The organism is Microbacterium oxydans, assembly GCF_026559675.1.
In the GTDB taxonomy this organism is placed as follows: Bacteria; Actinomycetota; Actinomycetes; order Actinomycetales; family Microbacteriaceae; genus Microbacterium; species Microbacterium oxydans_D.
This window is the reverse complement of record NZ_CP092891.1, coordinates 2,866,929-2,891,628: the sequence shown is the minus strand read 5'-3', so window position 1 is coordinate 2,891,628 and position 24,700 is coordinate 2,866,929. Positions and strand designations below refer to the sequence as shown.

Annotated in this window: 25 protein-coding genes; 15 read left to right on the top strand and 10 right to left on the bottom strand. The window is 70.1% G+C overall.

Annotated features, from left to right (window positions below; genetic code table 11):
• Positions 1–55: 55 nt before the first annotated feature.
• A complete protein-coding gene (locus tag MME74_RS13975; RefSeq protein WP_267415674.1) occupies positions 56–1,630 on the bottom strand; it encodes an AMP-binding protein in 1,575 nt (524 codons plus the stop codon).
• A gap of 92 nt (positions 1,631–1,722) precedes the next feature.
• Positions 1,723–2,943, bottom strand: a complete 1,221-nt coding sequence (locus tag MME74_RS13970; protein WP_267415673.1) for a PAS domain-containing protein — start codon at positions 2,941–2,943, stop codon at positions 1,723–1,725.
• Between the two features lie 163 nt (positions 2,944–3,106).
• Between MME74_RS13970 and MME74_RS13965 the strand changes: the two genes are divergently transcribed.
• From MME74_RS13965 to MME74_RS13930, 8 genes are read left to right on the top strand one after another with little or no spacing between them, the layout of a single operon-like run.
• Positions 3,107–4,126 (top strand): Bug family tripartite tricarboxylate transporter substrate binding protein, encoded by a 1,020-nt coding sequence (locus MME74_RS13965; RefSeq protein ID WP_267415672.1) that lies wholly within the window; start codon positions 3,107–3,109, stop codon positions 4,124–4,126.
• A gap of 1 nt (position 4,127) precedes the next feature.
• Positions 4,128–4,697: a tripartite tricarboxylate transporter TctB family protein gene (locus MME74_RS13960; RefSeq protein ID WP_267415671.1), complete on the top strand. Its 570-nt coding sequence runs from the start codon at positions 4,128–4,130 to the stop codon at positions 4,695–4,697.
• Entirely contained in the window at positions 4,697–6,244 is a 1,548-nt protein-coding gene (locus tag MME74_RS13955; protein WP_267415670.1) for a tripartite tricarboxylate transporter permease, read from the top strand. The genes MME74_RS13960 and MME74_RS13955 overlap by 1 nt, the downstream gene beginning before the upstream one ends.
• A 36-nt stretch (positions 6,245–6,280) precedes the next feature.
• Positions 6,281–7,078, top strand: a complete 798-nt coding sequence (locus MME74_RS13950; protein WP_267415669.1) for a sulfite exporter TauE/SafE family protein — start codon at positions 6,281–6,283, stop codon at positions 7,076–7,078.
• 30 nt (positions 7,079–7,108) lie between these two features.
• Complete coding sequence (locus tag MME74_RS13945; RefSeq protein WP_267415667.1) at positions 7,109–7,576, top strand: FAS1-like dehydratase domain-containing protein; 468 nt, start codon at positions 7,109–7,111, stop codon at positions 7,574–7,576.
• On the top strand, positions 7,576–7,977 hold the full coding sequence (locus tag MME74_RS13940) for a MaoC/PaaZ C-terminal domain-containing protein (RefSeq protein ID WP_267415666.1): 402 nt from the start codon (positions 7,576–7,578) through the stop codon (positions 7,975–7,977). Before MME74_RS13945 ends, MME74_RS13940 begins: the two co-directional genes overlap by 1 nt.
• Positions 7,978–7,987: 10 nt before the next feature.
• On the top strand, positions 7,988–9,121 hold the full coding sequence (locus MME74_RS13935) for a UDP-N-acetylmuramate dehydrogenase (protein WP_267415665.1): 1,134 nt from the start codon (positions 7,988–7,990) through the stop codon (positions 9,119–9,121).
• 30 nt (positions 9,122–9,151) lie between these two features.
• A complete protein-coding gene (locus tag MME74_RS13930; protein WP_267415664.1) occupies positions 9,152–9,553 on the top strand; it encodes a VOC family protein in 402 nt (133 codons plus the stop codon).
• Here MME74_RS13930 and MME74_RS13925 read toward each other — a convergent pair.
• The 4 genes from MME74_RS13925 to ald all read right to left on the bottom strand — a co-directional run bounded on the left by MME74_RS13925 (position 9,511) and on the right by ald (position 12,637).
• Positions 9,511–9,948, bottom strand: a complete 438-nt coding sequence (locus MME74_RS13925; protein WP_267415663.1) for a hypothetical protein — start codon at positions 9,946–9,948, stop codon at positions 9,511–9,513. The genes MME74_RS13930 and MME74_RS13925 overlap by 43 nt on opposite strands.
• Before the next feature lie 72 nt (positions 9,949–10,020).
• Entirely contained in the window at positions 10,021–11,220 is a 1,200-nt protein-coding gene (locus MME74_RS13920; RefSeq protein ID WP_267415661.1) for a pyridoxal phosphate-dependent aminotransferase, read from the bottom strand.
• 119 nt (positions 11,221–11,339) lie between these two features.
• The gene (locus MME74_RS13915) at positions 11,340–11,489 is read right to left on the bottom strand and encodes a hypothetical protein (RefSeq protein WP_267415660.1); all 150 of its coding nucleotides are present in this window, start codon (positions 11,487–11,489) and stop codon (positions 11,340–11,342) included.
• 53 nt (positions 11,490–11,542) lie between these two features.
• Positions 11,543–12,637: an alanine dehydrogenase gene (ald, locus tag MME74_RS13910; protein ID WP_267415659.1), complete on the bottom strand. Its 1,095-nt coding sequence runs from the start codon at positions 12,635–12,637 to the stop codon at positions 11,543–11,545.
• Positions 12,638–12,742: 105 nt separating this feature from the next.
• On the opposite strand from ald, the gene MME74_RS13905 reads away from it, so the two are divergent.
• On the top strand, positions 12,743–13,261 hold the full coding sequence (locus tag MME74_RS13905) for an Lrp/AsnC family transcriptional regulator (protein ID WP_267415657.1): 519 nt from the start codon (positions 12,743–12,745) through the stop codon (positions 13,259–13,261).
• Positions 13,262–13,285: 24 nt separating this feature from the next.
• Here MME74_RS13905 and MME74_RS13900 read toward each other — a convergent pair whose 3' ends face one another.
• From MME74_RS13900 to aceA, 3 genes are all read right to left on the bottom strand, one after another.
• Positions 13,286–13,717, bottom strand: coding sequence for a hypothetical protein (locus MME74_RS13900; RefSeq protein ID WP_267415656.1), 432 nt, complete (start codon positions 13,715–13,717; stop codon positions 13,286–13,288).
• Between the two features lie 94 nt (positions 13,718–13,811).
• Positions 13,812–15,467 carry a malate synthase A gene (gene aceB, locus MME74_RS13895; protein WP_267415655.1) on the bottom strand — a complete coding sequence of 552 codons (1,656 nt, stop codon included), beginning with the start codon at positions 15,465–15,467 and terminating at the stop codon, positions 13,812–13,814.
• Between the two features lie 49 nt (positions 15,468–15,516).
• Complete coding sequence (gene aceA, locus MME74_RS13890) at positions 15,517–16,857, bottom strand: isocitrate lyase (RefSeq protein ID WP_267415654.1); 1,341 nt, start codon at positions 16,855–16,857, stop codon at positions 15,517–15,519.
• 133 nt (positions 16,858–16,990) lie between these two features.
• Between aceA and MME74_RS13885 the strand changes: the two genes are divergently transcribed.
• Positions 16,991–18,442 (top strand): helix-turn-helix transcriptional regulator, encoded by a 1,452-nt coding sequence (locus tag MME74_RS13885; protein ID WP_267415653.1) that lies wholly within the window; start codon positions 16,991–16,993, stop codon positions 18,440–18,442.
• Positions 18,443–18,507: 65 nt separating this feature from the next.
• The gene (locus tag MME74_RS13880) at positions 18,508–18,978 is read left to right on the top strand and encodes a hypothetical protein (protein WP_267415652.1); all 471 of its coding nucleotides are present in this window, start codon (positions 18,508–18,510) and stop codon (positions 18,976–18,978) included.
• Positions 18,979–19,017: 39 nt separating this feature from the next.
• Here MME74_RS13880 and MME74_RS13875 read toward each other — a convergent pair whose 3' ends face one another.
• Positions 19,018–20,751, bottom strand: coding sequence for a GAF domain-containing protein (locus tag MME74_RS13875; protein WP_267415651.1), 1,734 nt, complete (start codon positions 20,749–20,751; stop codon positions 19,018–19,020).
• Between the two features lie 185 nt (positions 20,752–20,936).
• Here MME74_RS13875 and MME74_RS13870 point away from each other — a divergent pair, with 185 nt between their 5' ends.
• The 4 genes from MME74_RS13870 (at position 20,937) to MME74_RS13855 (ending at position 24,663) form a co-directional block, all read left to right on the top strand.
• Positions 20,937–21,584, top strand: a complete 648-nt coding sequence (locus MME74_RS13870) for a response regulator (RefSeq protein WP_267415649.1) — start codon at positions 20,937–20,939, stop codon at positions 21,582–21,584.
• Between the two features lie 337 nt (positions 21,585–21,921).
• Positions 21,922–23,025 (top strand): ABC transporter substrate-binding protein, encoded by a 1,104-nt coding sequence (locus tag MME74_RS13865; protein WP_267415648.1) that lies wholly within the window; start codon positions 21,922–21,924, stop codon positions 23,023–23,025.
• Positions 23,025–23,822 carry an ABC transporter ATP-binding protein gene (locus MME74_RS13860; RefSeq protein ID WP_267415647.1) on the top strand — a complete coding sequence of 266 codons (798 nt, stop codon included), beginning with the start codon at positions 23,025–23,027 and terminating at the stop codon, positions 23,820–23,822. Before MME74_RS13865 ends, MME74_RS13860 begins: the two co-directional genes overlap by 1 nt.
• Complete coding sequence (locus MME74_RS13855; protein ID WP_267415646.1) at positions 23,815–24,663, top strand: ABC transporter permease; 849 nt, start codon at positions 23,815–23,817, stop codon at positions 24,661–24,663. Before MME74_RS13860 ends, MME74_RS13855 begins: the two co-directional genes overlap by 8 nt.
• Positions 24,664–24,700 lie beyond the last annotated feature (37 nt).

The following is a 24,700-nucleotide window of genomic DNA, read 5'->3' as shown; positions in this document are numbered from 1 at the left end:
GGCTTCTTCGTCTGTGCGGGGGCTTCGTCTGTATCTCCAGCGGAGCGTCCACCCGTCAGCGGGCGCGAAGGTCCTTGCGGAGGATCTTGCCCGAGCTGGACTTGGGGATCACGTCGATGAACTCGACCTGCCGCACCTTCTCATGCGGCGCGACGTGGGCCGCGACATGCGCCATCACGGCGTCCTCATCGAGCTCCGCGTCGGGCTGGCGCACCACGAAGGCCTTCGGCACCTCCTGCCCGTCTTCGTCGAACGCGCCGATCACGGCGGCGTCGGCGATGGCGGGATGCTCCAGCAGCACGGCTTCGAGCACGGCCGGGGCGACCTGGTAGCCCTTGTACTTGATGAGCTCCTTGAGTCGGTCGACGATGCGGTAGATGCCGTCATGCGTGACGGTCGCGACGTCGCCGGTGTGCAGCCACCCGTCGGCGTCGAGCATCTCGGCCGTGGCCTCCGGGCGGTTCAGGTAGCCGACCATGACCTGGGGTCCGCGCACCCACAGCTCGCCGGGCTCGCTGGCGCCGTCATCGGGAACGGTCACATCCGTCCCGGTGTCCGGGTCGACCAGCCGTGCCTCGGTGTTGGGCACGAGGGGGCCGATGCTCGAGCGATCGATGTCGCCGCGCGTCTCCGAGATGAGGTTCACGGCCGGGCTGGTCTCGGTCATCCCATAGCCCTGCGTCACGATGCAGCCGAGCCGGTTCGCCACGGCCGACGCGAGCGCTCCGTCGAGGGGCGCGGCGCCGGAGAAGATCACCTTCACCGCGGACAGGTCGTACTGGTCGACGATCGGATGCTTCGCGAGGGCGACGGCGATCGGCGGGGCGACGAACACCCACGTGGTGCGATGTTCCGCGATGATCCGGAGGAACTCGGGGAGGTCGAACCGGGGCATCGTGACGAGTCCTGCACGCTGCCGCAGGGCGAAGTTCAGCAGCACGGTCATCCCGTAGATGTGGAAGAAGGGCAGCACGGCCAGGACGCGGTCGCTCGCCTCGACGCCGAGGACCGGTCGGCACTGCGACACGTTGGCGACGAGGTTCCGGTGCGTGAGCATGACGCCCTTGGGCCGTCCGGTCGTGCCGGAGGAGTAGGGGAGCACGGCCAGATGCGTCGCCGGGTCGAAGGAGACATCCGGTGCACGGTGTCCCTCGCCCAGCAGCTCGGGGAGCGACGGGTGACCCTCGGCGCCGTCGAGCACGATGACGCGGTCGGCCGGGAAGCCGAGTCTCTCCGCGGCGGCCTGGGCGCCGGGCAGCAGAGGGGACACCGTCACGAGCCAGGTCGCACCCGCATCGGTGAGCTGGTTGGCGATCTCGTCCGCGGTGTAGAGGGAGTTGATGGTGGTCGCGGTCGCTCCGGCGCGGAGGATGCCGTGGAACACGGTCGCGAAGGCCGGGATGTTCGGGCACAGCACGCCGACGGTGGTGCCCACGCCCACGCCGCGCTCGGCGAGGGCGCCGGCGAAGAGGTCGATCTGCCCGACCAGCTGTCGGTAGGTCGTGGTCGCTCCGCTCACCCCGTCGACGAGGGCGACCGTGTCGAGCTCGGCGTCGTCGAGGCCGCCGAAGAGGAACTCGTGGATGGAGACCTCGGGGATCTCCACGTCGGGATAGGTGCTGCGAACCATGAGATCTCCTTCGATCCGGGGTGGCCGACGACGTCGTCGAATGCGATCCAGTGTCGCATACAACGGCACTGCGTCCCAGGGGTGTCCAGGGCTCAGACGGCGCCGTTCATCCGGTAGCGGGTGCTCGGCCGGCCCTTCGTCGAGTAGTCGAGCGCGCGGGTGGCCCGCCCGGAGCTGGCGAGGTGCTCCAGATATCGGCGCGCGCTGACCCGGGAGATGTCGAGGTCGTCGCCGATCTCGCTCGCGGAGGCATCCGGCCGGGCGGAGAGCGCCGTCGACACGCGTTCCAGCGTCTCGGCGCTCAGGCCCTTGGGGATGCCGAAGCGCTGACGGAAGGCGATGATCGCATCCGCGGCCTCCACCCGGCGCACGACGTCGTGGAGCTCGGTGTGATCGCGCAGCAGCAGCGTCGCCCCGATGCCGCCGCCGTCCGCATCGCTGCCCGTGCTCCGCGCGACCAGGACGTGCGAGCCGACGATCACCGGTCGCCCGGCCGATTCGCCCTCCCGCAGGACGGTCGTCAGCTCCTCGCCCAGCACGTCGCTCGCCGGGGCGCCGTCGAGCTCCGCCGCATCCGTGCCGAGGAAGCGCGCCGCGGCGTCGTTGACGAGGGTGATGCGTCCGGCGCCGTCGACCGTGATCACGCCTTCGCTCAGACCGTGCAGCGTCGTCTCCTGGTTCTTCACGAGGGCGGCGATCTGGTGCGGCTCGAGCCGATAGATGCGGCGCCGGATCACCGACGTCACCCAGGCCGACCCGAACACGCCGAGCACGGCCGCAGCGAGCATCGCCGAGATGAGCCAGGTGAGGTTGCCGGCGAACTCCTCGCTCAGCTCCGTCTCCAGGATCCCGACCGACGCGGTGCCGATGACCTCGTCGCGATCGTCGCGGATCGGGACCTTGACCCGCCAGGACGTCCCGAGCGTGCCCGTCTGCGTTCCCACGTAGACCTCGCCGGAGAGCGGGATGGAGGGGTCGGTGGAGACCTTCTCGCCGATCCGTGCCGGGTTCGGGTGCGAGTACCGGATGCCGTCCGCGTTGGCCACGACGACGTAGGCGAGATCGGAGGCCTCGCGGATCACCTCGGCGATCGGCTGGATGGTCGTCGACGGCTCGACGTCGTCGAAAGCGGCGAGGACGACGGGGAGCGCCGCGATCGACTGGGCCACGGCCTGCATCCGGTCCTTGTACGCCTCGCGGAGCGCCTGCTCCTGGAAGGCGCCGGCGACGATTCCCGTGGCCAGGGTCACCAAGAACACGATCAGCGCCTGCAGCACGAGCAGCTGCACCCGGAGCGTCATCTTCGAGGCCACTTGATCATTCTCGCGGTTGCGCCCCCGCCGTGCGAGCGGGCGACGACGCCGTCCTCGACCAATAGTTCCGAAACTCCGACCAATGGTTTCCGAAGCTTGAGCGGCGGTGTCGCGGCTCCCAGTGTGGACCCACAGCATCACGAACGCTCAAGGAGGAGCGCACATGAAGAACGCACGCATCGGCACCCTGGCCGCCCTCGCGGCGGTGGCCGCACTCACCCTCACCTCCTGCGCCGGAGGCAGCGCAGCGACCGATGACGGCGGGGGAGACGCCAAGGCCGCCGAGGTCACCGACGTCTCGATCGTCGTCCCGGCCGATCCCGGCGGCGGGTGGGACCAGACCGGCCGCGCCCTGTCGCAGGTGCTCACGGAGGACGACCTCGTGAACTCCGCGCCCGTGACGAACGTGGGCGGCGCCGGCGGCACCGTCGGCCTCGCCCAGCTCGCCAACGAGAAGGACCCGAACACCCTCATGGTGATGGGGCTCGTCATGGTCGGCGCGGTCGAGACGAACGCCTCGGCGGTGCGGATCGAGGACACCACCCCGATCGCCCGCCTGACCGACGAACCGCTCGTGGTGGTGGTGCCGGCCGACTCGAAGTACGACACCCTCGAGGACCTCGTGGAGGACATCGTCGACAACGGTCAGGCGGTCACGATCACGGGCGGCTCGGCCGGCGGCGCCGACCACATCCTCGCGGGGCTCATGCTCGAGGAAGCGGGCCTCGACGGGGCCGAGATCGCCGAGAAGCTGAACTACACCCCGAACTCCGGCGGTGGCGAGGCCGTTCCGCTGCTCATCGGCGGCAAGGTGGCCGCGGGCATCTCGGGTGTCGGCGAGTTCGCGCAGCACATCGAGAGCGGTGCGCTCAAGGCGCTGGCGGTGTCGAGCGAGGAACCGGTGTCGCAGCTCCCCGACGTCCCGACCATCACGGAGGAGGGCTACGACGTGGTCCTGACCAACTGGCGCGGCGTGATCGCGCCCGGGGGGATCTCCGACGGGGAGAAGGACGAGCTGGTGCGGGTGATCACCGAGCTGCACGAGTCGGCGGCGTGGACCGAGCAGCTGGAGACCAAGGGCTGGACAGATGCGTTCCTGGTCGGCGCGGAGTTCGACGAGTTCCTCACCGGGAACATCGAAGAGGTCACGGCGACGCTGAAGAACATCGGTCTGGTGCAGTGACATGAGGGTCCCCGCATCGTCGGGGGCCGAGGAGCAGGGGGTGCGGGTCGACCACGACGGTCGGCCCGTACGCCGCTCTCCCTCCGTCCCCGTCGGCGAACTCGTGTTCGCCGGAATCATGGTCGCGCTCGGTGTCTTCGCCGTCGTCGGCATCTTCCTGATCCATGTCCCGGTCGGCATGAAGGCCGGTCCGACGGTCTTCCCGATCTTCGTCTCGGTCATCCTGCTCGCCTCCGCCGTCGCCGTGCTGATCGGCGTGCTGCGCGGGGAGCGCGGGGGCAGGGAGGAGGCGGAGGACATCGACGAGAGCCTCCCGACCGACTGGGTCACGCTCGCCAAGCTGGCGGGTCTCGTCGTCGCGCACCTGCTCCTGATCGAGCCGCTGGGATGGGCTCCGGCCGCGGCCCTGCTGTTCGGGGGCGTCGCGTGGTCACTGGCCGCGAAGCGCTGGTGGATGGCCTTCCTCATCGGGATCGTGGTCGCGCTCGTGATCCAGGTCGTCTTCAGCGGTCTGCTCGGCCTGTCGCTGCCGTGGGGCCCCGCCCTCGGCTGGCTCGGAAGGATGTTCTGATGGACAGTTGGACCCTGCTCCTGGAGGGGTTCGCGACCGCGCTGCAGCCGCAGTACCTCGCCTTCGCCTTCCTCGGCGTCTTCGTCGGCACCGCGGTCGGCGTGCTGCCGGGCATCGGCCCGGCGATGACGGTGGCGCTCCTGCTTCCGCTCACCTACACGCTCGATCCCGCCGCCGCGCTGATCACCTTCGCCGGGATCTACTACGGCGGCATGTACGGCGGCTCGACGACGAGCATCCTCCTGAACACACCGGGGGAGTCGGCCTCGATCGTCACGGCGATCGAGGGCAACAAGATGGCCAGGATGGGGCGGGGCGCTGCCGCACTCGCCACCGCGGCCATCGGATCGTTCATCGCCGGCACCCTGGCCACGCTGGGGCTGACGCTGCTGGCACCGCTGCTCGCGCAGTTCGCGGTGAACCTCGGTCCCGCCGACTACGTCGCCCTCATCGTGATCGCGTTCATCACGGTCGGCGCGCTGATCGGCAGCTCGATCTCGCGGGGCATGCTCTCCCTCGGGGTCGGGCTGTTCCTCGGGCTCGTGGGCACCGACTGGCTCTCGGGACAGCAGCGGTACACGCTCGGACTGCCCGCGCTGTCCGACGGCGTGGACATCGTCCTGGTCGCCGTCGGCCTGTTCGCGGTGGGGGAGACCTTCTACATCGCCGCGCGCCTGCGCCACGGCGGCGTGGACGTCATCCCGGTCACACGCGGCTGGCGCTCCTGGATGACGAAGGCCGACTGGCGGAGGTCGTGGAAGCCGTGGTTGCGGGGCACCGCGATCGGCTTCCCGATCGGCACGATCCCGGCCGGCGGCGCCGACGTGGCCACTTTCCTGTCGTATGCCACCGAGCGCAAGCTGTCGAAGCACCGTGAGGAGTTCGGACGTGGCGCGATCGAGGGCGTGGCGGGTCCGGAGTCGGCGAACAACGCCGCCGCCGCCGGCGTGCTGGTGCCGCTGCTCACGCTCGGCCTGCCGACCACGGCGACCGCGGCGATCATCCTCACCGCGTTCCAGTCGTACGGCATCCAGCCGGGACCGCTGCTGTTCGAGAGCCAGTCGAACCTGGTGTGGGCGCTCATCGCGAGCCTGTACATCGGCAACGTGATCCTGATCGTGCTCAACCTGCCGCTGGTGGGCATGTGGGTGAAGCTGCTGCAGATCCCGCGGCCGTACCTGTACGCGGGCATCCTCCTGTTCGCGGTGTTCGGGGCCTACGCGCTGCACAGCTCGCCGTCCGACATCGTGATCCTGCTGATCGTCGGCATCCTCGGATACTTCATGCGGAGGTACGGCTACCCCGTCGCCCCGCTGGTGGTCGGGATGATCCTGGGACCGATGGCGGAGGAGCAGCTGCGGAAGGCGCTGCAGCTGAGCCAGGGCGACCTGAGCACCCTGGTGATGCAGCCGTTCGCGGCGATCGCCTACGGTGTGCTCGCGCTGCTGATCGTCGGCGGGCTGTGGCTGCGACGCCGTCAGCGCCGGTACGAGCAGGCGCTCACGGAGTCGATCGCGGTACCGATCAAGGCGGACTCCGAGGTGTGATTCGGACCGGGAGGGGGCCGAGAGTAGGCTGATCCGGTGACTGACGTACAGGCCCCCGCACGAGGGCCTCGTGCCTACACCGCGTTCATCGGCATCGGCCTCCTCGCCGGTCTCCTCTCCGGCCTCTTCGGCGTCGGCGGCGGCACGGTCATCGTCCCCCTCCTGGTGCTGCTGCTGCACTTCGACCAGCGCCTCGCCGCCGGAACCTCGCTGGCAGCGATCGTGCCCACGGCCAGCGTCGGCGTCATCTCGTACGCCACGACCGGGTCGGTGGCGTGGATCCCCGCGATCATCCTCGCGGCCGGGGCCGTGGTCGGTGCGCAGATCGGCACGCGCCTGCTGCCGCGCATCTCGCAGACGGCTCTGCGCTGGGGCTTCGTCGGCTTCCTCGTGGTCGTGATCGTCAGTCTCTTCCTGGTCATCCCCTCGCGTGACGCCGCGTTCGAGCTCACCTGGCTGACCGGCATCGCCCTGGTCGGCGTCGGCATCGGCACCGGCATCCTGGCCGGGCTCATCGGCGTCGGCGGCGGGGTGATCGTCGTGCCCGTGCTGATGCTGGCCTTCGGCACGAGCGACCTGGTCGCCAAGGGCACCTCGCTCCTCATGATGATCCCGACCGCGATCTCCGGGACGATCGGCAACGTCCGCAACCGCAACGTCGACCTCCTCGCCGCCGCGCTCATCGGCGTCTCCGCCTGTACGACCACGGCCCTCGGCGCGTGGCTCGCGACCATCGTCGACCCGACGCTGGGGAACATGCTGTTCGCGGCATACCTCGTCGTGATCGCGGTGCAGATGGCGATCAAGGCGATCAGGGGTCGCAAGCGCGGCTGATCCCGCAGGGCGGCCAAGTAGGATCGAGGGGTGGCAGTGAACCAAGATCTGGTCGGCCGGGAATTCCCGCCGACGGCCCCGTACCTCGTCGGCCGCGAGAAGGTGCGCGAGTTCGCTCGCGCCGTCTTCGCCGACGCTCCGCAGCACACCGACGTCAAGGCGGCCCGCGCGGCAGGCTTCAACGACGTCGTCGCCCCGCCCACGTTCGCGATGGTGATCCAGGACCTCACGCTGCAGCAGCTGCTGGCGCAGGAGGACTCCGGCATCGTGCTCGCCCGCACGATCCACGCCGAGCAGCGCTTCACCTACACGCGCCCGATCGTCGCCGGCGACGAGCTCACCGCGCAGCTGCGGGTCACCGGCATCCGGATGATGGGCGGAAACGCCATGATCACCAGCGAGGCCGAGATCACCGACCCCGCGGGCGCCCACGTCGTCACCGCGACCAGCGTGCTGCTCGTCGGCGCCGAGAGCACGGATGAAGGGGAGGCCGCCTGATGGGCTACACCGTCGGAGACGTCCTCGCCGAGCGCACCGTGCACCTGACCCGTGAGTCGCTGGTGCGCTACGCCGGGGCTTCCGGAGACTTCAACCCGATCCATTACCGCGATGAAGTCGCGGCCTCCGTCGGGCTCCCCGGTGTGCTCGCGCACGGCATGCTCACGATGGGCATCGCCTCGTCGGTCGTCGTCGCGGCGCTGGACCCCGCCACGCGGATCCTCGACTACGGCGTGCGCTTCACGAAGCCGGTCGTCGTCGACCCGGTCGACGGTGCGGACATCCACGTCGTCGCCACGGTGGGCGCGGTCGATGACGAGGTCGCGCGCGTCGACCTCAAGGTCACGTTCGGCGAGACCACCGTGCTCGTCAAGGCGCAGCTGCGCGTCGCCGTCCGATGAGGGCGGTCTGATGCGGGAGATCGAGTCGATCCGGCTCGCGGAGCTGACCACCCTCCGCACGGGCGCGGCACCGGAGCGGATGTTCGAGGCGACGACGACCGAGGGGCTGGTCGAAGCCCTGCGGGAGACGTGGGGGCGCGGCGACGAGTGGTTCGTCCTCGGCGGCGGCTCCAATCTCTTCGTCGGCGACGAGCCCTTCGAGGGCACGGTCATCCGGGTGCGCACCGAGGGCATCGAGGAGCTTCCCTCCCCACATGCCGGTCGCATCCGTCTGCGCGCGCAGGCCGGACACGGCTGGGACGACCTGGTCGCCCACGCCGTCGCCCACGGTTACGCGGGGCTCGAGGCCATGAGCGGCATCCCCGGCACCGTCGGCGCGGCCCCCGTACAGAACATCGGCGCGTACGGGCAGGAGATCCAGGAGACGCTGGTCGAGGTCGAGCTCATCGACGAGTCAACCGGCGAGATCTCGACCGTTCCCGCTGCCGAGCTCGGACTCGGCTTCCGCACCTCCGTCCTCAAGCACCACCACGGGAGCGTGCCCCTGCGTCGGGCCGTGATCCTCTCGGTGACGGTCGACCTCCTGGTCGCGGGCGAGCGCGTGGTGCGCGGCGAGCAGCTGCGTCGTGCCCTGGGCCTGACCGATGACACCCCGGTTCCCCTGGGCTGGGTGCGCGAGCGCATCCTCGCGACCCGGGCGTCGAAGGGGATGCTGCTCGATGCGGACGACCCCGACACGCACGGCGTCGGCTCCTTCTTCCAGAACGCGATCGTGACGGCCGCGGTGGCCAGGGCCCTGCCCCCGGAGTGCCCGCGCTGGCCCGTCGCCCCCGACCTCGATGCGGTGACCGTGATCCCGCTCGCGTCCTACGACGGGCAGGTGCCGCCGTCGAAGCCCTCCGTCGTGTCCGACGTGAAGGTGAGTGCGGCCTGGCTGATCGAGCAGGCAGGCATCCGCAAGGGGTTCAAGCTTCCGCGCTCGCGCGCCTCGGTCTCGACGAAGCACGCGCTCGCGCTGACCAACCGCGGCGGCGCCACGGCCGGTGAGGTCGCCGAACTGGCCCGGTTCATCCAGAGCCGCGTGCACGCCGAGTTCGGTCTCGTGCTGCAGCCGGAGCCGGTCCTCGTCGGCGTCGACCTCTAGGGCGTCGGCGGTCGGGACTACACTCGCGGCATGAGCGGACTGATCCCGTACCTGCTGTTCCCCGGCAACGCCGCAGAGGCGCTGCGCCACTACCAGGCCGTGTTCGGCGGTGACCTGCAGCTGCTCGACTACGCCACCGCCGGCCGACACGACGGTCCCGGCGATGCCGTCGCGCACGGGCAGCTGAGCGGACTCGTCGAGCTCGCGGGAGCGGATGCCGGTGCCGATGACGACGCCGTGCAGATGGGCGGCATGTTCCTCTCCCTGCTCGGCACGGCCGACGCCCTCACCCTCACCGGCTGGTTCGATGGGCTCGCCGCCGGCGGCCGGGTACTCGACGCGCTGCAGCAGCGACCCTGGGGAGACTTCGACGGCACGCTCGTCGACCGCTACGGCATCCGCTGGCTGATCGGCTTCCACCCTGAGGACTGAGGCGTCCCGCTGTCGAAGTAGGGACGAGATGACGGCACGAAGATCAACACGACCGCCGCGGTGGTGAGGGCGAGGCCCGCAAGGCCGGCCCAGAACTCCCAGATCGGGGCCCCTACCGCCGGAACGTAGAGCGCGAGCGGAAGCGGGAACAGCAGGGTCGCGTACCGGGCCCACGACTTTCGTCGTATCACGAGCACCGTGATGGTCGCATAGACGGCCACCGGTACGAAGGGGAGCACACTGAGCACCTGTCGCCACTCTCCTCCCCAGTACCAGAGGAAGGGAGCGACCGCGAGGGCGAGGAAGAAGACCAGCACGGTCACGGTGCTCAGGATGGGGAAGGCCACCCGCAGAGTCACCGGCATCCGCTCATCCTCCTGCTCACCGTCCGCCATTCCTCCAGTATCGGCGATGCGCCCCTCACATGCGTCGAGACCCATCGGCGAGTGCAATGGGTCTCGACGAGGTCAGGCGAACAGGCGCTGCAGGCGCTGCACGCCCTCGAGCAGCTGGTCGTCGCCCAGGGCGTACGACATGCGGATGTAACCGGAGGGGCCGAAGGCCTCGCCGGGGACGACGGCGACCTCGGCCTGGTCGAGGATCAGGTCCGCGAGCTCGAGCGAGGTGGTCGGCGTCACGCCGCCCCAGGTGCGTCCGAGCAGACCCTGCACGTCGGGGTAGACGTAGAACGCGCCGAGCGGGTTCGGCACCACGAGGCCGTCGATCTTCGAGAGTTCCGAGACGATGAGCTGCCGGCGGCGGTCGAAGGCCTGGCGGAACTGCTCCGACTCGTCCTGCGGGCCGTTCAGGGCGGCGATCGCGGCCTTCTGGGCGACGTTGTTCACGTTGCTGGTCAGGTGCGACTGCAGGTTCCCGGCGATCTTGATGGCGTCGGCCGGACCGACCATCCAGCCCACGCGCCAGCCGGTCATCGCATAGGTCTTCGCGACGCCGTTCACCAGGATCGTCTGGCCGGCGACCTCGGGGACGGCCTCGACGATCGAGGTGGCCTTGACCCCGTCGTAGGTGAGGTTCTGGTAGATCTCGTCGCTGATGATCCAGATGCCGTGCTCGAGCGCCCATTCGCCGATGGCCTTGGTCTCCTCGGCCGTGTACACCGAGCCGGTGGGGTTCGACGGCGACACGAAGACGAGAGCGGTGGTGCGTGCGGTGCGCGCGGCCTCGAGCTGCGCGACCGTGACCTTGTACTCCTGGTCGGCGCCGGCGAAGACCTCGACGGGCGTGCCGTCGGCGAGGCGGATGGCCTCGGGGTACGTGGTCCAGTACGGCGCGGGCAGCAGCACCTCGTCGCCGGGGTTCACGACGGCCTGGAACGCCTGGTAGACGGACTGCTTGCCGCCGTTGGTGACGATCACCTGGCTGGGGGAGACCTCGAGTCCGGAGTCGCGCAGCGTCTTCGCGGCGATCGCCTCGCGCAGCGCCGGAAGACCCGGAGCGGGCGTGTACCGGTAGCTCGCCGGGTCGGCCAGAGCCTCGGCGGCGGCGTCCACGATGAACTGCGGCGTCGCGAAGTCGGGCTCGCCGGCGGCGTACGAGATGACGTTCTTGCCTTCGGCCTTGAGGGCCTTGGCCTTGGCATCGACCTTGAGGGTCGCGGACTCGGCGATGGCGGACAGCTTGCGGGAGAGAGGTGCGCGTTCGGTCACGATTACGAGCGTACTCGGGTCACCCGCCGGGCCGCCCGGCGAGTCGTCATGAAGAACCTGAGTTCTTTCGCGTCGGAGGAAGAGTGCGGGGAGTCAGCACCGGGAGCGTCGCTCGACGATCACTCCCGCCAGCCGGCGAGCAGTATCCACGGCCACGACAGGAACAGCGCGATCGCCAGTCCGACCCCGACGTGCGCGAGCAGTCGGAGCAGCATGCGCATCGGCAGCGAGAGGGTGGGCTCCTCCGTGTCCGACGCCTCGGTCTCCATGCGCCGATGGTAGCCGAGCACGGCGTCCGTCGTGCGGTAGAGCCGTCCTGAGGTCAGTCCGTCTCGAAGCCGTGCGCCTGAGCGACGGCCGGCAGCGTGATGCGCCCATCCTGCACGTTGAGACCCTTCGCGAGCGACGGGTCCTCCGAGGCCGCGCGCTCCCAGCCCTTGCCCGCGATCGCGGAGACGTAGGGGAGGGTCGCGTTGGTCAGGGCGCGGGTCGCGGTCTCCGGGACTGCGCCCGGCATGTTCGCCACGCAGTAGTAGATCGAGTCGTGCACGGCGAACGTCGGGTCGTCGTGGGTGGTGGGCCGCGACCCCTCGAAGCATCCGCCCTGGTCGATCGCGATGTCGACCAGCACCGAGCCCGGCTTCATCGCGGCGACCATGTCGTCGGTGACGAGCTTGGGGGCGGCAGCGCCCGGGATCAGCACGGAGCCGATCACGAGATCGGCGGTCTTGAGCTCCTCGGCGATGTCGTAGCGACTCGATGCGCGGGTCTCCAGTGCGCCGCCGTAGCGGTGCTCGAGCTCGCGCAGACGCGGCAGGGAGACGTCGATCACGGTCACCCTGGAGCCGAGGCCGAGCGCGTTCGCCGCCGCGTGCTCTCCCGCGACACCGCCGCCGATCACGACGGTCTTGGCGCGCGGGGTACCGGCGATGCCGCCGAGCAGCATGCCGCGCCCGCCATGCGAACGCAGCAGCGAATACGAGCCCATGGTGACCGAGAGCCGGCCGGCGATCTCGCTCATCGGCACCAGCAGCGGCAGGGAGCGGTCGGGCAGCTGCACCGTCTCGTACGCGACAGCGGTGGTCCCGGCCCCCACGAGGGCCTCGGTCAGCGCGCGGTCGGCGGCGAGGTGCAGGTAGGTGAACAGTGTGAGGTCGGCGCGCAGGAAGCCGTACTCCTGGGCGATCGGCTCCTTGACCTTGATGACCAGGTCGGCGTCGCCCCAGGCCTCGGCGGCGGTCGCGACGATCTCGGCACCGGCGGCGCGGTAGTCGTCGTCCGTGATGCGCGACCCCAGGCCCGCACCGGACTGCACGAGCACGCGGTGGCCCTCGTGGACCAGGCGGTCGGCGCCGGCGGGCGTGAGCGCGACACGGTTCTCGTTGTTCTTGACCTCGGTGGGGACGCCGATCTTCATTGATCCTCCAGGGGTGCATTGTGCGGTCGGCACCAGGATCGCAGAAACGTCGGAGTTTCGACAGAATCACTGAAGATGATTCGGCAGGAGCTGCGATCCTGAATAATGCTTCGTATGGAGACTATCTCAGAGGTCCCGGAGCCGAACAGCGTTCGGGCGCCCGCACTCGACCCGCTCGACGCCAGGATCGTGCGACTCCTCACGGCGGACGGGCGGATGACCAATGCCGAGCTCGCCGCGCGCCTCGGCGTCGCACCGTCGACCGCGCACACCCGACTGCGCGCACTCGTCGACCGCGGTGTCATCACGGGCTTCCACGCGAGCGTGGACGAGCGGATGCTGGGCGCCGGGCTGCAGGCCATCATCGGCGTGACGCTGCGCCCGAGCGGTCGGCGGGAGAGCATCGTGGAGTTCGCGGAGCGCGTGCGCGTGCTGCCTCCGGTGATCCAGGTCTTCTTCCTCGGCGGAGACGACGACTTCCTGCTGCACATCGCGGTCGCCGACTCCTCGGAGATGCGCGAGTTCGTGCTCGAGCACCTGTCCGCGCAGAGCAGTGTCGCCTCCACGCGCACGAGCATCGTGTTCGATTACCACCGCAACTCGGTGGCCGCGTCCTTCCACTGAGGCGAGCGCAGAGGACCGACGGCGTCAGGCGCCGTAGGACGCGGGCAGCGCGCAGTAGTCGGTGAACCGCCGGGCCGGATGCGCGGGGTCGGTCACGTCGACGATCGACCCGGCGACCGTGTGCGGCGGCTCGTCACCGGCGAGCTGCCACACGGCGTAGTTCCACATGCCCCGGGTGCGCTCGCCGAGCAGCGCCGCGGGTCCGGAGAGGAGCAGGATGCTCTCGGTCTGCGGTCCTTCGCGGAACGCGGTGACCACCGCCCGCACGCCCGGCTCATCGCCCTCCGCCGAATGCTCGCGGACCACCTGCTGGCCCACGGCGGTCAGAGCCGCGGACAGTGCGTCGGCGGCGAGACGCGAGCGCTCCGCGTCTGCTCCGGCCACCGCCAGCAGCCGCCTGCCGCGCGGGTAGAAGTGCAGGAACTCGGAGGCGATGTCCGCCCAGACGTCGGTCATGCCTCCAGGCTACGCCCGCTCGACGGCACCGGCTCCGGACAGGGGAGAGCCCCTCGGCCACGGCATCCTCCGCGGCCGAGGGGCTCTCGCGCGTTCAGTCCTCGTCGATCAGGAACCGGCTGTAGGCGCCCAGGGTGAGGAAGGTCGGGAACTCTTCCTGCAGGGCGACCTCGCGGAAGATCTCCGCCGCGTCGTCGTATCGGTCGCCGTGGCTGCGCGTCGCCTGGGCGAGCACCTGGGTGATCAGGCCCTCGACGTACTCCGCGGTGATCGGGGTCCCGTCCTGCGTGGTGCGGTCCTGGTGGATCCACTGCCACACCTGCGAGCGGCTGATCTCGGCGGTCGCGGCATCCTCCATCAGATTGTCGATCGCGACGGCGCCGAGCCCGCGCAGCCACGCCTCCAGGTAGCGGATGGCCACCGACACGTTGTCCCGGACGCCCTGCGCCGTGATGGGGCGGCCGATGTGCAGGTCGAGCAGATCACGCGCCTCCACGTGCACGTCGGGCCGCTGGCGGTCGACCTGGTTCGGGCGGTCGCCGAGCACGGCGTCGAACTCCGCCTGCGCGGTCGGGATCAGGTCGGGGTGGGCCACCCAGGTGCCGTCGAAGCCGTCGCCGGCCTCGCGGTTCTTGTCGGCCGCGACCTTCTCGATCGCTCGTGCCGTCGCCTCGGGGTCGCGACGGTTCGGGATCGATGCGCTCATGCCGCCGATCGCGAAGGCCCCCCGCTTGTGGCAGGTCTGCACCAGCAGCTCGGTGTAGGCCCGCATGAACGGGACGGTCATCGTGACCTCGCTGCGGTCGGGGAGCACGAAGCGGGCCCCGCGGCCGCGGTAGTTCTTGATGATCGAGAAGATGTAGTCCCAGCGGCCGGCGTTCAGGCCCGCGCAGTGGTCGCGCAGCTCGTACAGGATCTCGTCCATCTCGAACGCGGCCGGCAGCGTCTCGATCAGCACGGTCGCGCGGATCGTGCCGTGGGGGATGCCGATGTACTCCTCACTGAACGAGAACACGTCGTCCCACAGCTTCGCCTCCTCGCTCGACTCGAGCTTGGCGATGTAGAAGTACGGCCCGCGGCCGCCGTCGATCAGCGCCTGCGCGTTGTGCAGGAAGTAGAGACCGACGTCGACGAGCGAACCGGATGCCGACGTGCGGCGCCCGGCGCGATCGATGAACGCGATGTGCTTCTCCGGCAGGTGCCAGCCGCGCGGACGCATCACGATCGTGGGGGTGCGCTCGGCGGTGACCCGGTACTCCTTGCCCTCCGGCGAGGTGAACGACAGCTCGCCGCGGATCGCGTCGCGCAGGGACAGCTGGCCCTCGATGACGTTCTTCCAGGTCGGGCTCGTGGCGTCCTCCTGGTCGGCGAGCCACACCCGGGCGCCGGAGTTGAGCGCGTTGATCGTCATCTTCGGGTCGGTGGGCCCTGTGATCTCGACGCGGCGGTCCTCGAGGCCGGGCCCGGCCCCGGCGACCCGCCACTCGGTGTCCTCGCGGATGTGCGCCGTGTCCTCGCGGAAGCGCGGGTCGTGCCCGTTGCCGATCTCGAAACGGCGGCGCATCCGGTCGGCGAGCCGGTCGTGGCGACGCGACGCGAAGCGGTGGTGCAGCTCGGTGAGGAAGGCGGTCGCCGCGGGGGTGAGGATCTCGTCGTAGCGGTCGCGGAGGGGGCCTTCGACCTCGATCGCCGGACCCTGCTGGGTCGTCTGGATCGGAGCCGTGGTCGGGGGAGCGGTGGGAGTGGTCATGATCGTGAGTCCTTCGGTATGCGTCGCGATGCGAGGAAGGCGGCGGGGATCAGTGGAACTGCGCGGCTTCGGTGGAGCCGGCGAGGGCGAGCGTCGCGCTGTCGGGGTTGAGCGCGGTGGAGATGACGTCGAAGTAGCCGGTGCCCGCCTCGCGCTGGTGCTTGGTGGCGGTGTAGCCGTCGGCCTCGGCGGCGAACTCGGCTTCCTGCAGCTCGACATACGCGCTCATGGCGCGCTCGGCGTAGCCGCGGGCGAGGTCGAACATGGAGTGGTTCAGGGCGTGGAACCCGGCCAGGGTGATGAACTGGAACTTGTAGCCCAGGTCGGCCAGCTCCTGCTGGAACGTCGCGATCTCGGCGTCCGACAGGTGGCGCTTCCAGTTGAAGCTCGGCGAGCAGTTGTAGGCCAGGAGCTTGCCGGGGAACTGCGCGTGGATCGCGGCGGCGAAGTCGCGGGCGAGCTCGATGTCCGGCTCACCGGTCTCGACCCACAGCAGGTCGGCGTAGGGGGCGAAGGCGAGGCCACGGCTGATGACCGATTCGAGACCGGGGCGGATCCGGTAGAACCCCTCGGTCGTGCGCTCGCCGGTGGTGAACTGCTGGTCCCGCTCGTCGACGTCGCTGGTGAGCAGGTCGGCGGCGAGGGCATCCGTGCGGGCGATGATGACGGTCGGCACCCCGGCGACGTCGGCGGCGAGCCGGGCCGCGTTCAGGGTGCGGATGTGCTGCTGGGTGGGCACGAGCACCTTGCCGCCGAGGTGACCGCACTTCTTCTCGCTCGCCAGCTGGTCCTCCCAGTGGATGCCGGCGGCACCCGACTGGATGAGCGACTGCGCGAGCTCGTACGCGTTCAGCGGTCCGCCGAAACCGGCCTCCGCGTCGGCCACGATCGGGGCGAGCCAGTCCTGCGTGATCTCGCCTTCGCCGGCGAGGGACTCCGCGTGCTCGAGCTGGTCCTGGCGGATCAGCGCGTTGTTGATGCGGCGGACGACCGCCGGCACCGAGTTCGCGGGGTAGAGGGACTGGTCGGGGTAGGTCTGGCCGGCGAGGTTGCCGTCGGCCGCGACCTGCCAGCCGGAGAGGTAGATGGCCTTGAGGCCGGCCCGCACCTGCTGCACGGCCTGACCGCCGGTGTAGGCGCCGAGCGCCCGGACGTAGTCCTCGGTGTGCAGGAGGTTCCAGAGGTTCTCGGCTCCGCGGTGCGCGAGCGTGGACTCCTCGCGGACCGAACCGCGGATGCGGATGACGTCCTCCGCGGAGTAGGTGCGCTCGACGCCGTCCCAGCGAGGGTCCGTGTCCCAGATCTCCTGGAGCTCGGCGGCCGTCTGAACCTGGTCGCCGGCTCGCAGACCGGCGGGGCGGGGCGTCGGGGTGTGGGCGGTGTTCGTCATGGTGTCTCCTCCGTGGATCCGGCGACTGTGCCGGTGTGGCGTGGTTCCACTGTGAGTGAAGTTCACGGCTCTGAACGACCGAATCCGGGGAGAAGATCGACCGAAATTCTGTTTCTGTGACAGAATCGCCCGCATGAGCACCATCGACGCGGCAGAAGAGACCGACGCCCTCACGATCGGGCGCCGCATCCGGCAGCTCCGCACGGCGAAGGGAATGACGCTCGACGACCTCGCCTCCGCCGTCGATCGGGCGCCGAGCCAGATGTCGATGATCGAGACCGGCAAGCGGGAGCCCAAGCTCACGCAGCTGCAGGCGATCGCCCGGGCGCTCGGCGTCACGATCGATGCGCTGCTGGAGGGGGAGCCGCTCGATGAGCGCAGTGCGGTCGAGATCGCCCTGGAGCGCGCGATGAAGGGCCAGACCTTCCAGGCGCTGGGGATCGAGCCGTTCCGGATCGCGAAGAGCGTGCCGACGGATGCGCTGAAGGCGCTGCTCGCGCTGCACGGGGAGATCGACCGGCTCAAGGACGAGCGAGCGGCGACGCCGGAAGAGGCTCGGCGGGCGAACGTCGAGCTGCGGCATCTGATGCGTCGGCAGGACAACCACTTCGCCGACCTCGAGACGAAGGCCGCCGAGATCCTCGCCGCGGTCGGCCACCCCGGCGGTCCGCTGACCCAGCGCACGGCCTCCGAGATCGCGGCGTACCTCGGCTTCACGCTGCACTACGCGCCCGACCTGCCGCAGACCACCCGCAGCGTGGCCGACCTCGCGAACGGACGGCTCTACCTCTCGAGCAGCGTGCCCGCGAAGGGCGATGCCCGCACCGCCGTGCTGCAGGCGCTGTCGAGCCGCATCCTCGGTCACTCCGAGCCGCGCAGCTACGCCGAGTTCCTGCGGCAGCGCGTCGAGACGAACTACCTCACCGGTGCGCTCCTCATCCCCGAAGCGCACGTGGTCCCGACGCTGAAGGACGCCAAACAGCGGCGGGCGATCTCGATCGAGGATCTTCGCGACGCGTACTCGGTGTCGTACGAGACGGCCGCGCACCGCTTCACGAACCTCGCGACGCGGCACCTCGACATCCCGGTGCACTTCCTCAAGGTGCACGAGTCGGGCACGATCACCAAGGCGTACGAGAACGACGACGTGAACTTCCCGACCGACCGTCTCGGCGCCATCGAGGGGCAGATGTGCTGCCGTCGGTGGACCTCGCGCGTGGTGTTCGACGAGGACGACCGCTTCAACCCGTACTACCAGTACACCGACACCGGCAACGGCACGTACTGGTGCACGGCGCGGGTGGAGGCGTCCAGCGAGGGGCTGCACTCGGTGAGCGTCGGGGTGCGCTTCGACGACACGAAGTGGTTCGTGGGGCGCGACACCACGCACCGCGGGGTCTCGAAGCACTCGGTCGAGGTGTGCTGCCGTCGCGCGCCCGCCGAGCTGGAGGACCGCTGGCGCGAGAACTCCTGGCCGAACGTGAAGACGCCGCGCACCCTGCTCGCGACCCTCCCCACCGGAGCCTTCCCCGGCGTCGACACGACCGACGTCTACGAGTTCCTGGACGCACATGCGCCGCGGTGAGAGCTAGAACGTTACCTTCCACTCGTGCTACGGTGCTCGCATTCGCGATCGATCCAGGGGGCACCGTGCGCATTCTCAAGTTGACGACATCCATCGCAGCCGCCGTCGTGGCGCTGACGATCTCGCTGGCGGGCGTGACGACCGCGCACGCCGCGACCGGTCCGGGAGCGGAAGCCGCCGGGGTGATCGCCGGGCCTCGCGTCGTGGCGGTCGACGCCGGTCTCGACCCGCGGCTCGCCGCGGCGACCGACCTGGAGCTGCTGTTGTTCCTGATGACGGGAGCGGGCCCCCTCGCCGACGCGCATCCCGAGCTCCTCGCCGAGTTCGGGATCCACTCGGTGTCGCCGCCGGAGCAGGTCGAGCAGATCACACCGGTGGCCGAGGCCTTCCTGGCCGCGTATCCGGCGTTCTCCACGACCTGGGGACCGGCGATCAGGAGTGTGGATCCGCTCGTCGTCACTCAGGGGACGCGCGGATTCCTGACGGACTTCATCGAGTTCGTGGAGTCCTCCTGCCGTCCCTCCTGCAGCGTGTGAGCGGCGCCGGCACCGGATCCTGCGGGGGACTCCAGCCCCTCATCCGTCGCCGGTGCCGGCGGCACCGGCGACACCGGCGGAACCGGCGGAGCGCGGCACCGTCCAGTGCGCCGCCGTCCCGCGATCGGCCCGGTCGGTCAGTGTGAACGAGCCGCCGTGGAGAGCTGCGCGCTCGGCGAGATTGGCGGTGCCGCCGGAGCGGCGACGCGCTCCGGCGAGTCCCTTCCCGTCGTCCTGCACGGTGACGGAGACCTCGTACTCGGAGACGGTGATCGTGATGGCGCTGTTCCGGGCGTCGGCATGATGAGCGATGTTGGCGAGGGCCTCTCGGGCCACGGCGATCACGTCGTCCGCCAGCCGGCCGGTGACGACGGTGTCGACGGGGCCGACGAAGGTGACGGTCGGCGTCGTCGGCAGCACCGCGGCCAGTCCCGCGATCACCGCGAGCACGCGTTGCGACGCCGGACGGTCCTCCTGCCTCGCCCTCCGCGTGCGGAGCGAGAAGATCCCGGAACGGATCTCGGTGATGGCGGTGTCGATCTCCGTGACGTGCCGCTCGAGCTCGTCGGCGTGGGGCGGATCGGCGGCAGCGAGCGCCTGCAGACTCATCCCCGTCGCGAACAGGCGTTGGATGACGTTGTCGTGCAGGTCGCGAGCGACGCTCTTCTGCTCCTCGGAGCTGTCCGGGTGCGGGTGCTCCTGTCGCGCGCCGGCGAGGGAGATCGCGAGGCCCGCCCGAGCGGCGAACTCCGCGATCGCCTCGATCTCGTGCTGCGTGAAACCGGCGTCGGAGGCGGCGCGCGTCACGCAGAGCGCGCCGACGGCGTGACCGGCGGCGACGAGGGGGACGGCGACCGTCGGGCCCGCGACACCGCCGTCGCCCGCCAGCGTCCGCTGCGTCACCTCATCGGTCAGGGGCCCGCACACGCTGCGTCCGGTGCTGATCGCGCGGGCGGCGACCGAGGTCGCGGCCGGGAGGATGCCGTGCTCGAACGGGGCGGCGCGCGAGCCGCGCGCGGTCTCGACGCGGAGGCGGTCGTCGTCGACGGGGACGATGACCGTCACGAGATCGCCGGGGACGACGCGGGTGATGTGGTCGGCCACGAGGTCCAGGACGCCGTCGCTCGGCGCGGTGACGAGTGCGGCGTCGACGTCGGCCAGCGCGCGACGCAGGCGTGCGTGCCGTTGCGTCTCTTCGCACCGGCGCGCGTTGAGGATCGAGATGCCCGCGGTGGTCGCGAGGGATTCGGCGAGCTTCTCGTCCTCCGCGGTGAAGACGCCGGCGCGGCGGTTCGTGAGCAGGAGGACGCCGTGGATCTCGCCCTGCGCCCGCACGGGCACCCCGAGGACGGAGTGCAGGGGCGCGGTCGGGCCGTCGCGGTGGCGGCTGCCGGCATCCGTCGTGTCGCGCCGGATCGTCCGGCCGGTGTCGGCGATCGCGTCGAGCAGGGCGCCGGTAGCGGACAGGTGGCCGATCGCCTCCTCCGGGCGTCCCTCCGCCGCGACGTGCACGAGGGGGCGGAGCTCGCCCGAGTCGGTGACCAGCAGGAGGCTGCCGTACCGGGCGTGCGCGAGATCGACGGCGGCCTGGAGGATGCGGCTGAGCGTGCCGTCGGCGTCGAGTTCCGTCGCCGTCTCCCGCGAGGCGCCGTGGATCCCGCGCAATCCGCGACGGGTCGCGAGGACGCGGGTGGGGAGCGCGGCCAGCGGATCGTCCCGGATGCCGCGGCCGGTGCCGGGCGGAGTATGCGTCTGTCGGCATCTGTCCTGCATTCCTCCACCTTCCCCGGAGACCGAGGCGTCTGCAACGATCAGCCGGTATATGGCAGGCGTGGCGCGCGTCGCGTCCGGGGTCCGCGGGTTCGCGCTCGCCGCGAGGGGGGACCATGGTCCCGTGTCGGTGGCTCCCGGCTGGCTAGCGTGCCCGGAGGCATGTCTTCAGCGGGAAGAGGGATGAGATGACCGGTGTGTTCCTGGTCGACGACCATGAACTGGTGCGCAGGGGAATCGCCGGGGTGATCCAGGCCACCCCCGACCTCGAGGTCGTCGGCGAGGCGGCGGCCTGTCGGGAGGCGACGAGGCGCATCGCCGCCACGCTTCCCGACGTCGTCATCCTCGACGTGCATCTGCCCGACGGGAGCGGAATCGACCTGTGCCGGGCGATCCGCCAGGAGTACCCGGAGATGCGCTGTCTGATCCTCACCGCCTATGACGACGACGATGCGGTGATCGCGGCGGTCATGGCCGGGGCGCAGGGGCACCTGCTCAAGACCGTCCGCACCGCCGATCTCCCGGAGGCCGTGCGCGCCGTCGCCGCGGGACGACGGCTGTTGGATCCGGAGGCGGTCGGTCGTGCCACCGCGCGGCTTCTCCCCGACCGTGCCGACGCCGGAGACCCGCGGGTCGCGTCGCTGAGCATGCGCGAGCGGCAGATCCTCGCCCTGATCGCGGATGCCCGGACGAACCGCGAGATCGCGAGCAGCCTCGGCCTCGCGGAGAAGACGGTCAAGAACTACGTCACCTCGATGCTCGGGAAGCTGGGATTCACGCATCGCACGCAGGCGGCGGTGTTCGAGCTCTCCCGGCTCCACGGCGAGGAGCGATAGCCGCACGCGCCCGGGCGGGAGAGGAGAGCCCGCGGGACGAATGGCCCGAGGGCGGCGGCTCATCCGGGGGAGCATGGCATACGCCGAGCTCGGTGACATCCTCTGCACGGTGCCTGGGGGTCCGTGCGGAAGATGGGGGACCGTGCCCGCGGCGGAGGGGGACGCGCGCACCGGTGCTGTCCGCGCGGCGATGGGGGCCGCGCGGGCAGGAGCTCGTCTATGCCCGACGGCGTTCCCGTCGATGTTTCGTCAAGCTTTAGTTTGATCTTGCTTAGTCAATCTTGACTATGTTACTTTCAACGAGCCATCAACGACGAACGGCCGAGAAGGGACCCTCATGGCTACTTCCTCTGCGGAAACCCGATTCCGCATCACTGCCACCCTGACGTGCGTTCTCGCCGCCACGCTGACGCTCGGAGCATGCTCCGCGCAGACGCCCGGCGGCGATACCGCCCCCACGAGTGCGAACGACACCGACGCCTGCACGCGCAATCAGGATGCCGGCACCATCACCTACATCTCCGGCTACGGCTACTCCGCCAGCGCCGGGCAGCTCGACGTGTTCCTCGCCGAGGAGCTGGGCTACTTCGACGATCTCTGCCTCGACGTGGAGATCAACGCCTCGGGTGCGAACGGGCAGCAGCTCGTCGCCTCCGGGCAGGCGCAGTTCACCGCGCTCGGCTCCGCATCCGATGTGATGCTGGCGGCGGCGAACAGCAAGAACCTCACGGCGGTCGCCACCTACGGCACCACCCCGCCGTTCTCGATCTTCGGCAACGAGAAGCTCGACAGCCTCAAGGACCTCGAGGGCGGATCGCTCGGCTACTTCATCAACCTCACCCCGATCGCCTCGGCGATGCTGGACGAGGCGGGGGTCGACGTCTCGAAGGTCGAGATGGTCAAGATGACCAACTACGACCCGACCGTCGTGGTGCGCGAGCAGGTCGACGCGATCGTCGGCTACGCCTCCAACCAGCCGCAGTCGCTCAAGGCGCAGGGTCTGCCGTTCAGCGAGTTCCTCCCCGCCGACCTCGGCGTGGAGGGCACGTACAACGTGATGGAGGTCAACTCCCGCTTCCTCGACGAGCACCGCGAGGTCGCCGCCGACTTCATGCGCGCGAGCCTCAAGGCGCTGCAGTACTGCCTCGACGAGTCGGATGCCTGCATCGACAAGCTCGCGAAGCTGGCGGAGGACAACAACCAGGGCGCCGCGTTCCCGCGCGACCAGCTCGCCCGCACGTGGGAGGTGGAGTCCGCCTGGGTGCGCGAGAGCGCCGGCGGCAACCCCGGTGTGCAGACGGAGGCCATGTGGGAGCCGGAGCACAAGCTCGTCAAGAAGTACGGCGACGTCAAGGACCTCCCCGCGATCGCCGACATGATGGACGCCGATCTGGTCGCCGACCTCTACGACGGCGACACCCTGATCTGGACGGTGAAGTGATGACGGCCGCACAGGGAGCAGGCGTCGAGGTCAGGGGCGTCTCGAAGTCCTTCGGCGTCGACGGCGCCCAGGTCACCGTGCTCGACGACGTGAACCTCACGATCGGCATGGGCGAGTTCGTGTCGGTCATCGGTCCGAGCGGCTGCGGAAAGTCCACGCTGCTCAAGGTCGTCGCCGGACTCCTCGACGCCGATTCCGGCACCGTCACGATCGACGGCGAGAGCGTCACGGCGGCGTCGCGGGACAAGAAGATCGGCCTCGTGCCGCAGTCGCCCGCCCTGCTGCCGTGGAAGACCGTGCGCGAGAACGTCGAGCTGCCGGTGCGCATCAACGCCCAGGCGAACACCGGACGGGCACTGCGCGATCCGGCGGAGCTCCTGGCGACCTTCGGGCTCGGCCAGGCGATGAAGAAGTACCCCGGCCAGCTCTCCGGCGGTATGCAGCAGCGCGCCGCGATCGCCCGGGCGTTCGTGTTCGACCCGGCCATCATGCTGATGGACGAGCCGTTCTCGGCGCTCGACGAGATGAACCGCGACCTGCAGCGGATCGCCCTGCTGGAGTTCTGGCAGTCCAACCGCAAGGCCGTCATGTTCGTCACGCACTCGGTGCCGGAGGCGATCATGCTGTCCGACCGCATCGTGGTGATGGCCGCCCACCCCGGGCGCATCGCCCAGGTGATCGACGTGAACCTGCCTCGGCCGCGCACCGAGGAGGCCTACGCGACCGAGGAGTTCCGCGAACTGGAAGCAGTCGTGCGCGGTGCGCTGCGCGCGCAGACGGAGAAGGCCCATGTCTGAGCTGACGATGAGAGACACGACCGCGACCCTCGCGACCGCCCGCCTGAAGGGCCAGCCGCGCAGCGGCATCCCCGCGTGGCTGCGCTGGGGCTCCTGGGGCCCGACGCTGATCACGTTCGTGATCGCCGCGCTGCTGTGGCAGATCGTGGCCTGGACCAACCCCTACGTGCTCCCCACGCTCGAGGCGATCGGCGGCAGTCTCGTGGACGACGCCGGCATGTACTGGTCGAACTTCCTGGTCACGCTGCTCGAGGTCGTCGTCGGCGCGTCCGCCGGCATCCTCGCCGGCTTCCTGCTGGCCGTGGTCATGGCGGAGTTCCAGATCATCGAGCGGGCCGTGATGCCGCTGGTCATCATCGTGATGGTGACCCCGATCGTGGCGATCGCGCCGGCCCTGGTGGTCGCGTTCGGCTTCGGCATGGTGCCGAAGTTCATCGTCACCGGGCTCGTGGTCTTCTTCCCGATGCTCGTGAACTCGCTGGCGGGTCTCCGCGACGTCGACCAGAAGGCGCTCGACGTCTTCAAGACGCTGCACGCTTCGCGGTGGGAGATCTTCCGCGAGCTGCGCTTCCCCGGCAGCATGCCCTACGTGTTCGCCGGTCTCCGCATCGCCCTGCCGCTCGCAGTGGTCGGCGCCGCGGTCGCCGAGTTCGTCGCGGCCGGACAGCAGGCCGGTCTCGGCTCGCTGGTCACCACGTCCGCTGCGCAGGCGAACCTCCCCGTCACCTGGGCCAGCATCGCCCTGCTCTGCCTGCTCGGCGTGCTCCTGATCATCGTCCTCGCCGTGGTGCGCAAGCGCGTGCTCTGGTGGAGCGACGGCGAGGTCACGGCCAAGGGCTGACGCGGCATCCGGATCCCGGGACGGGCGCCCCCACCCG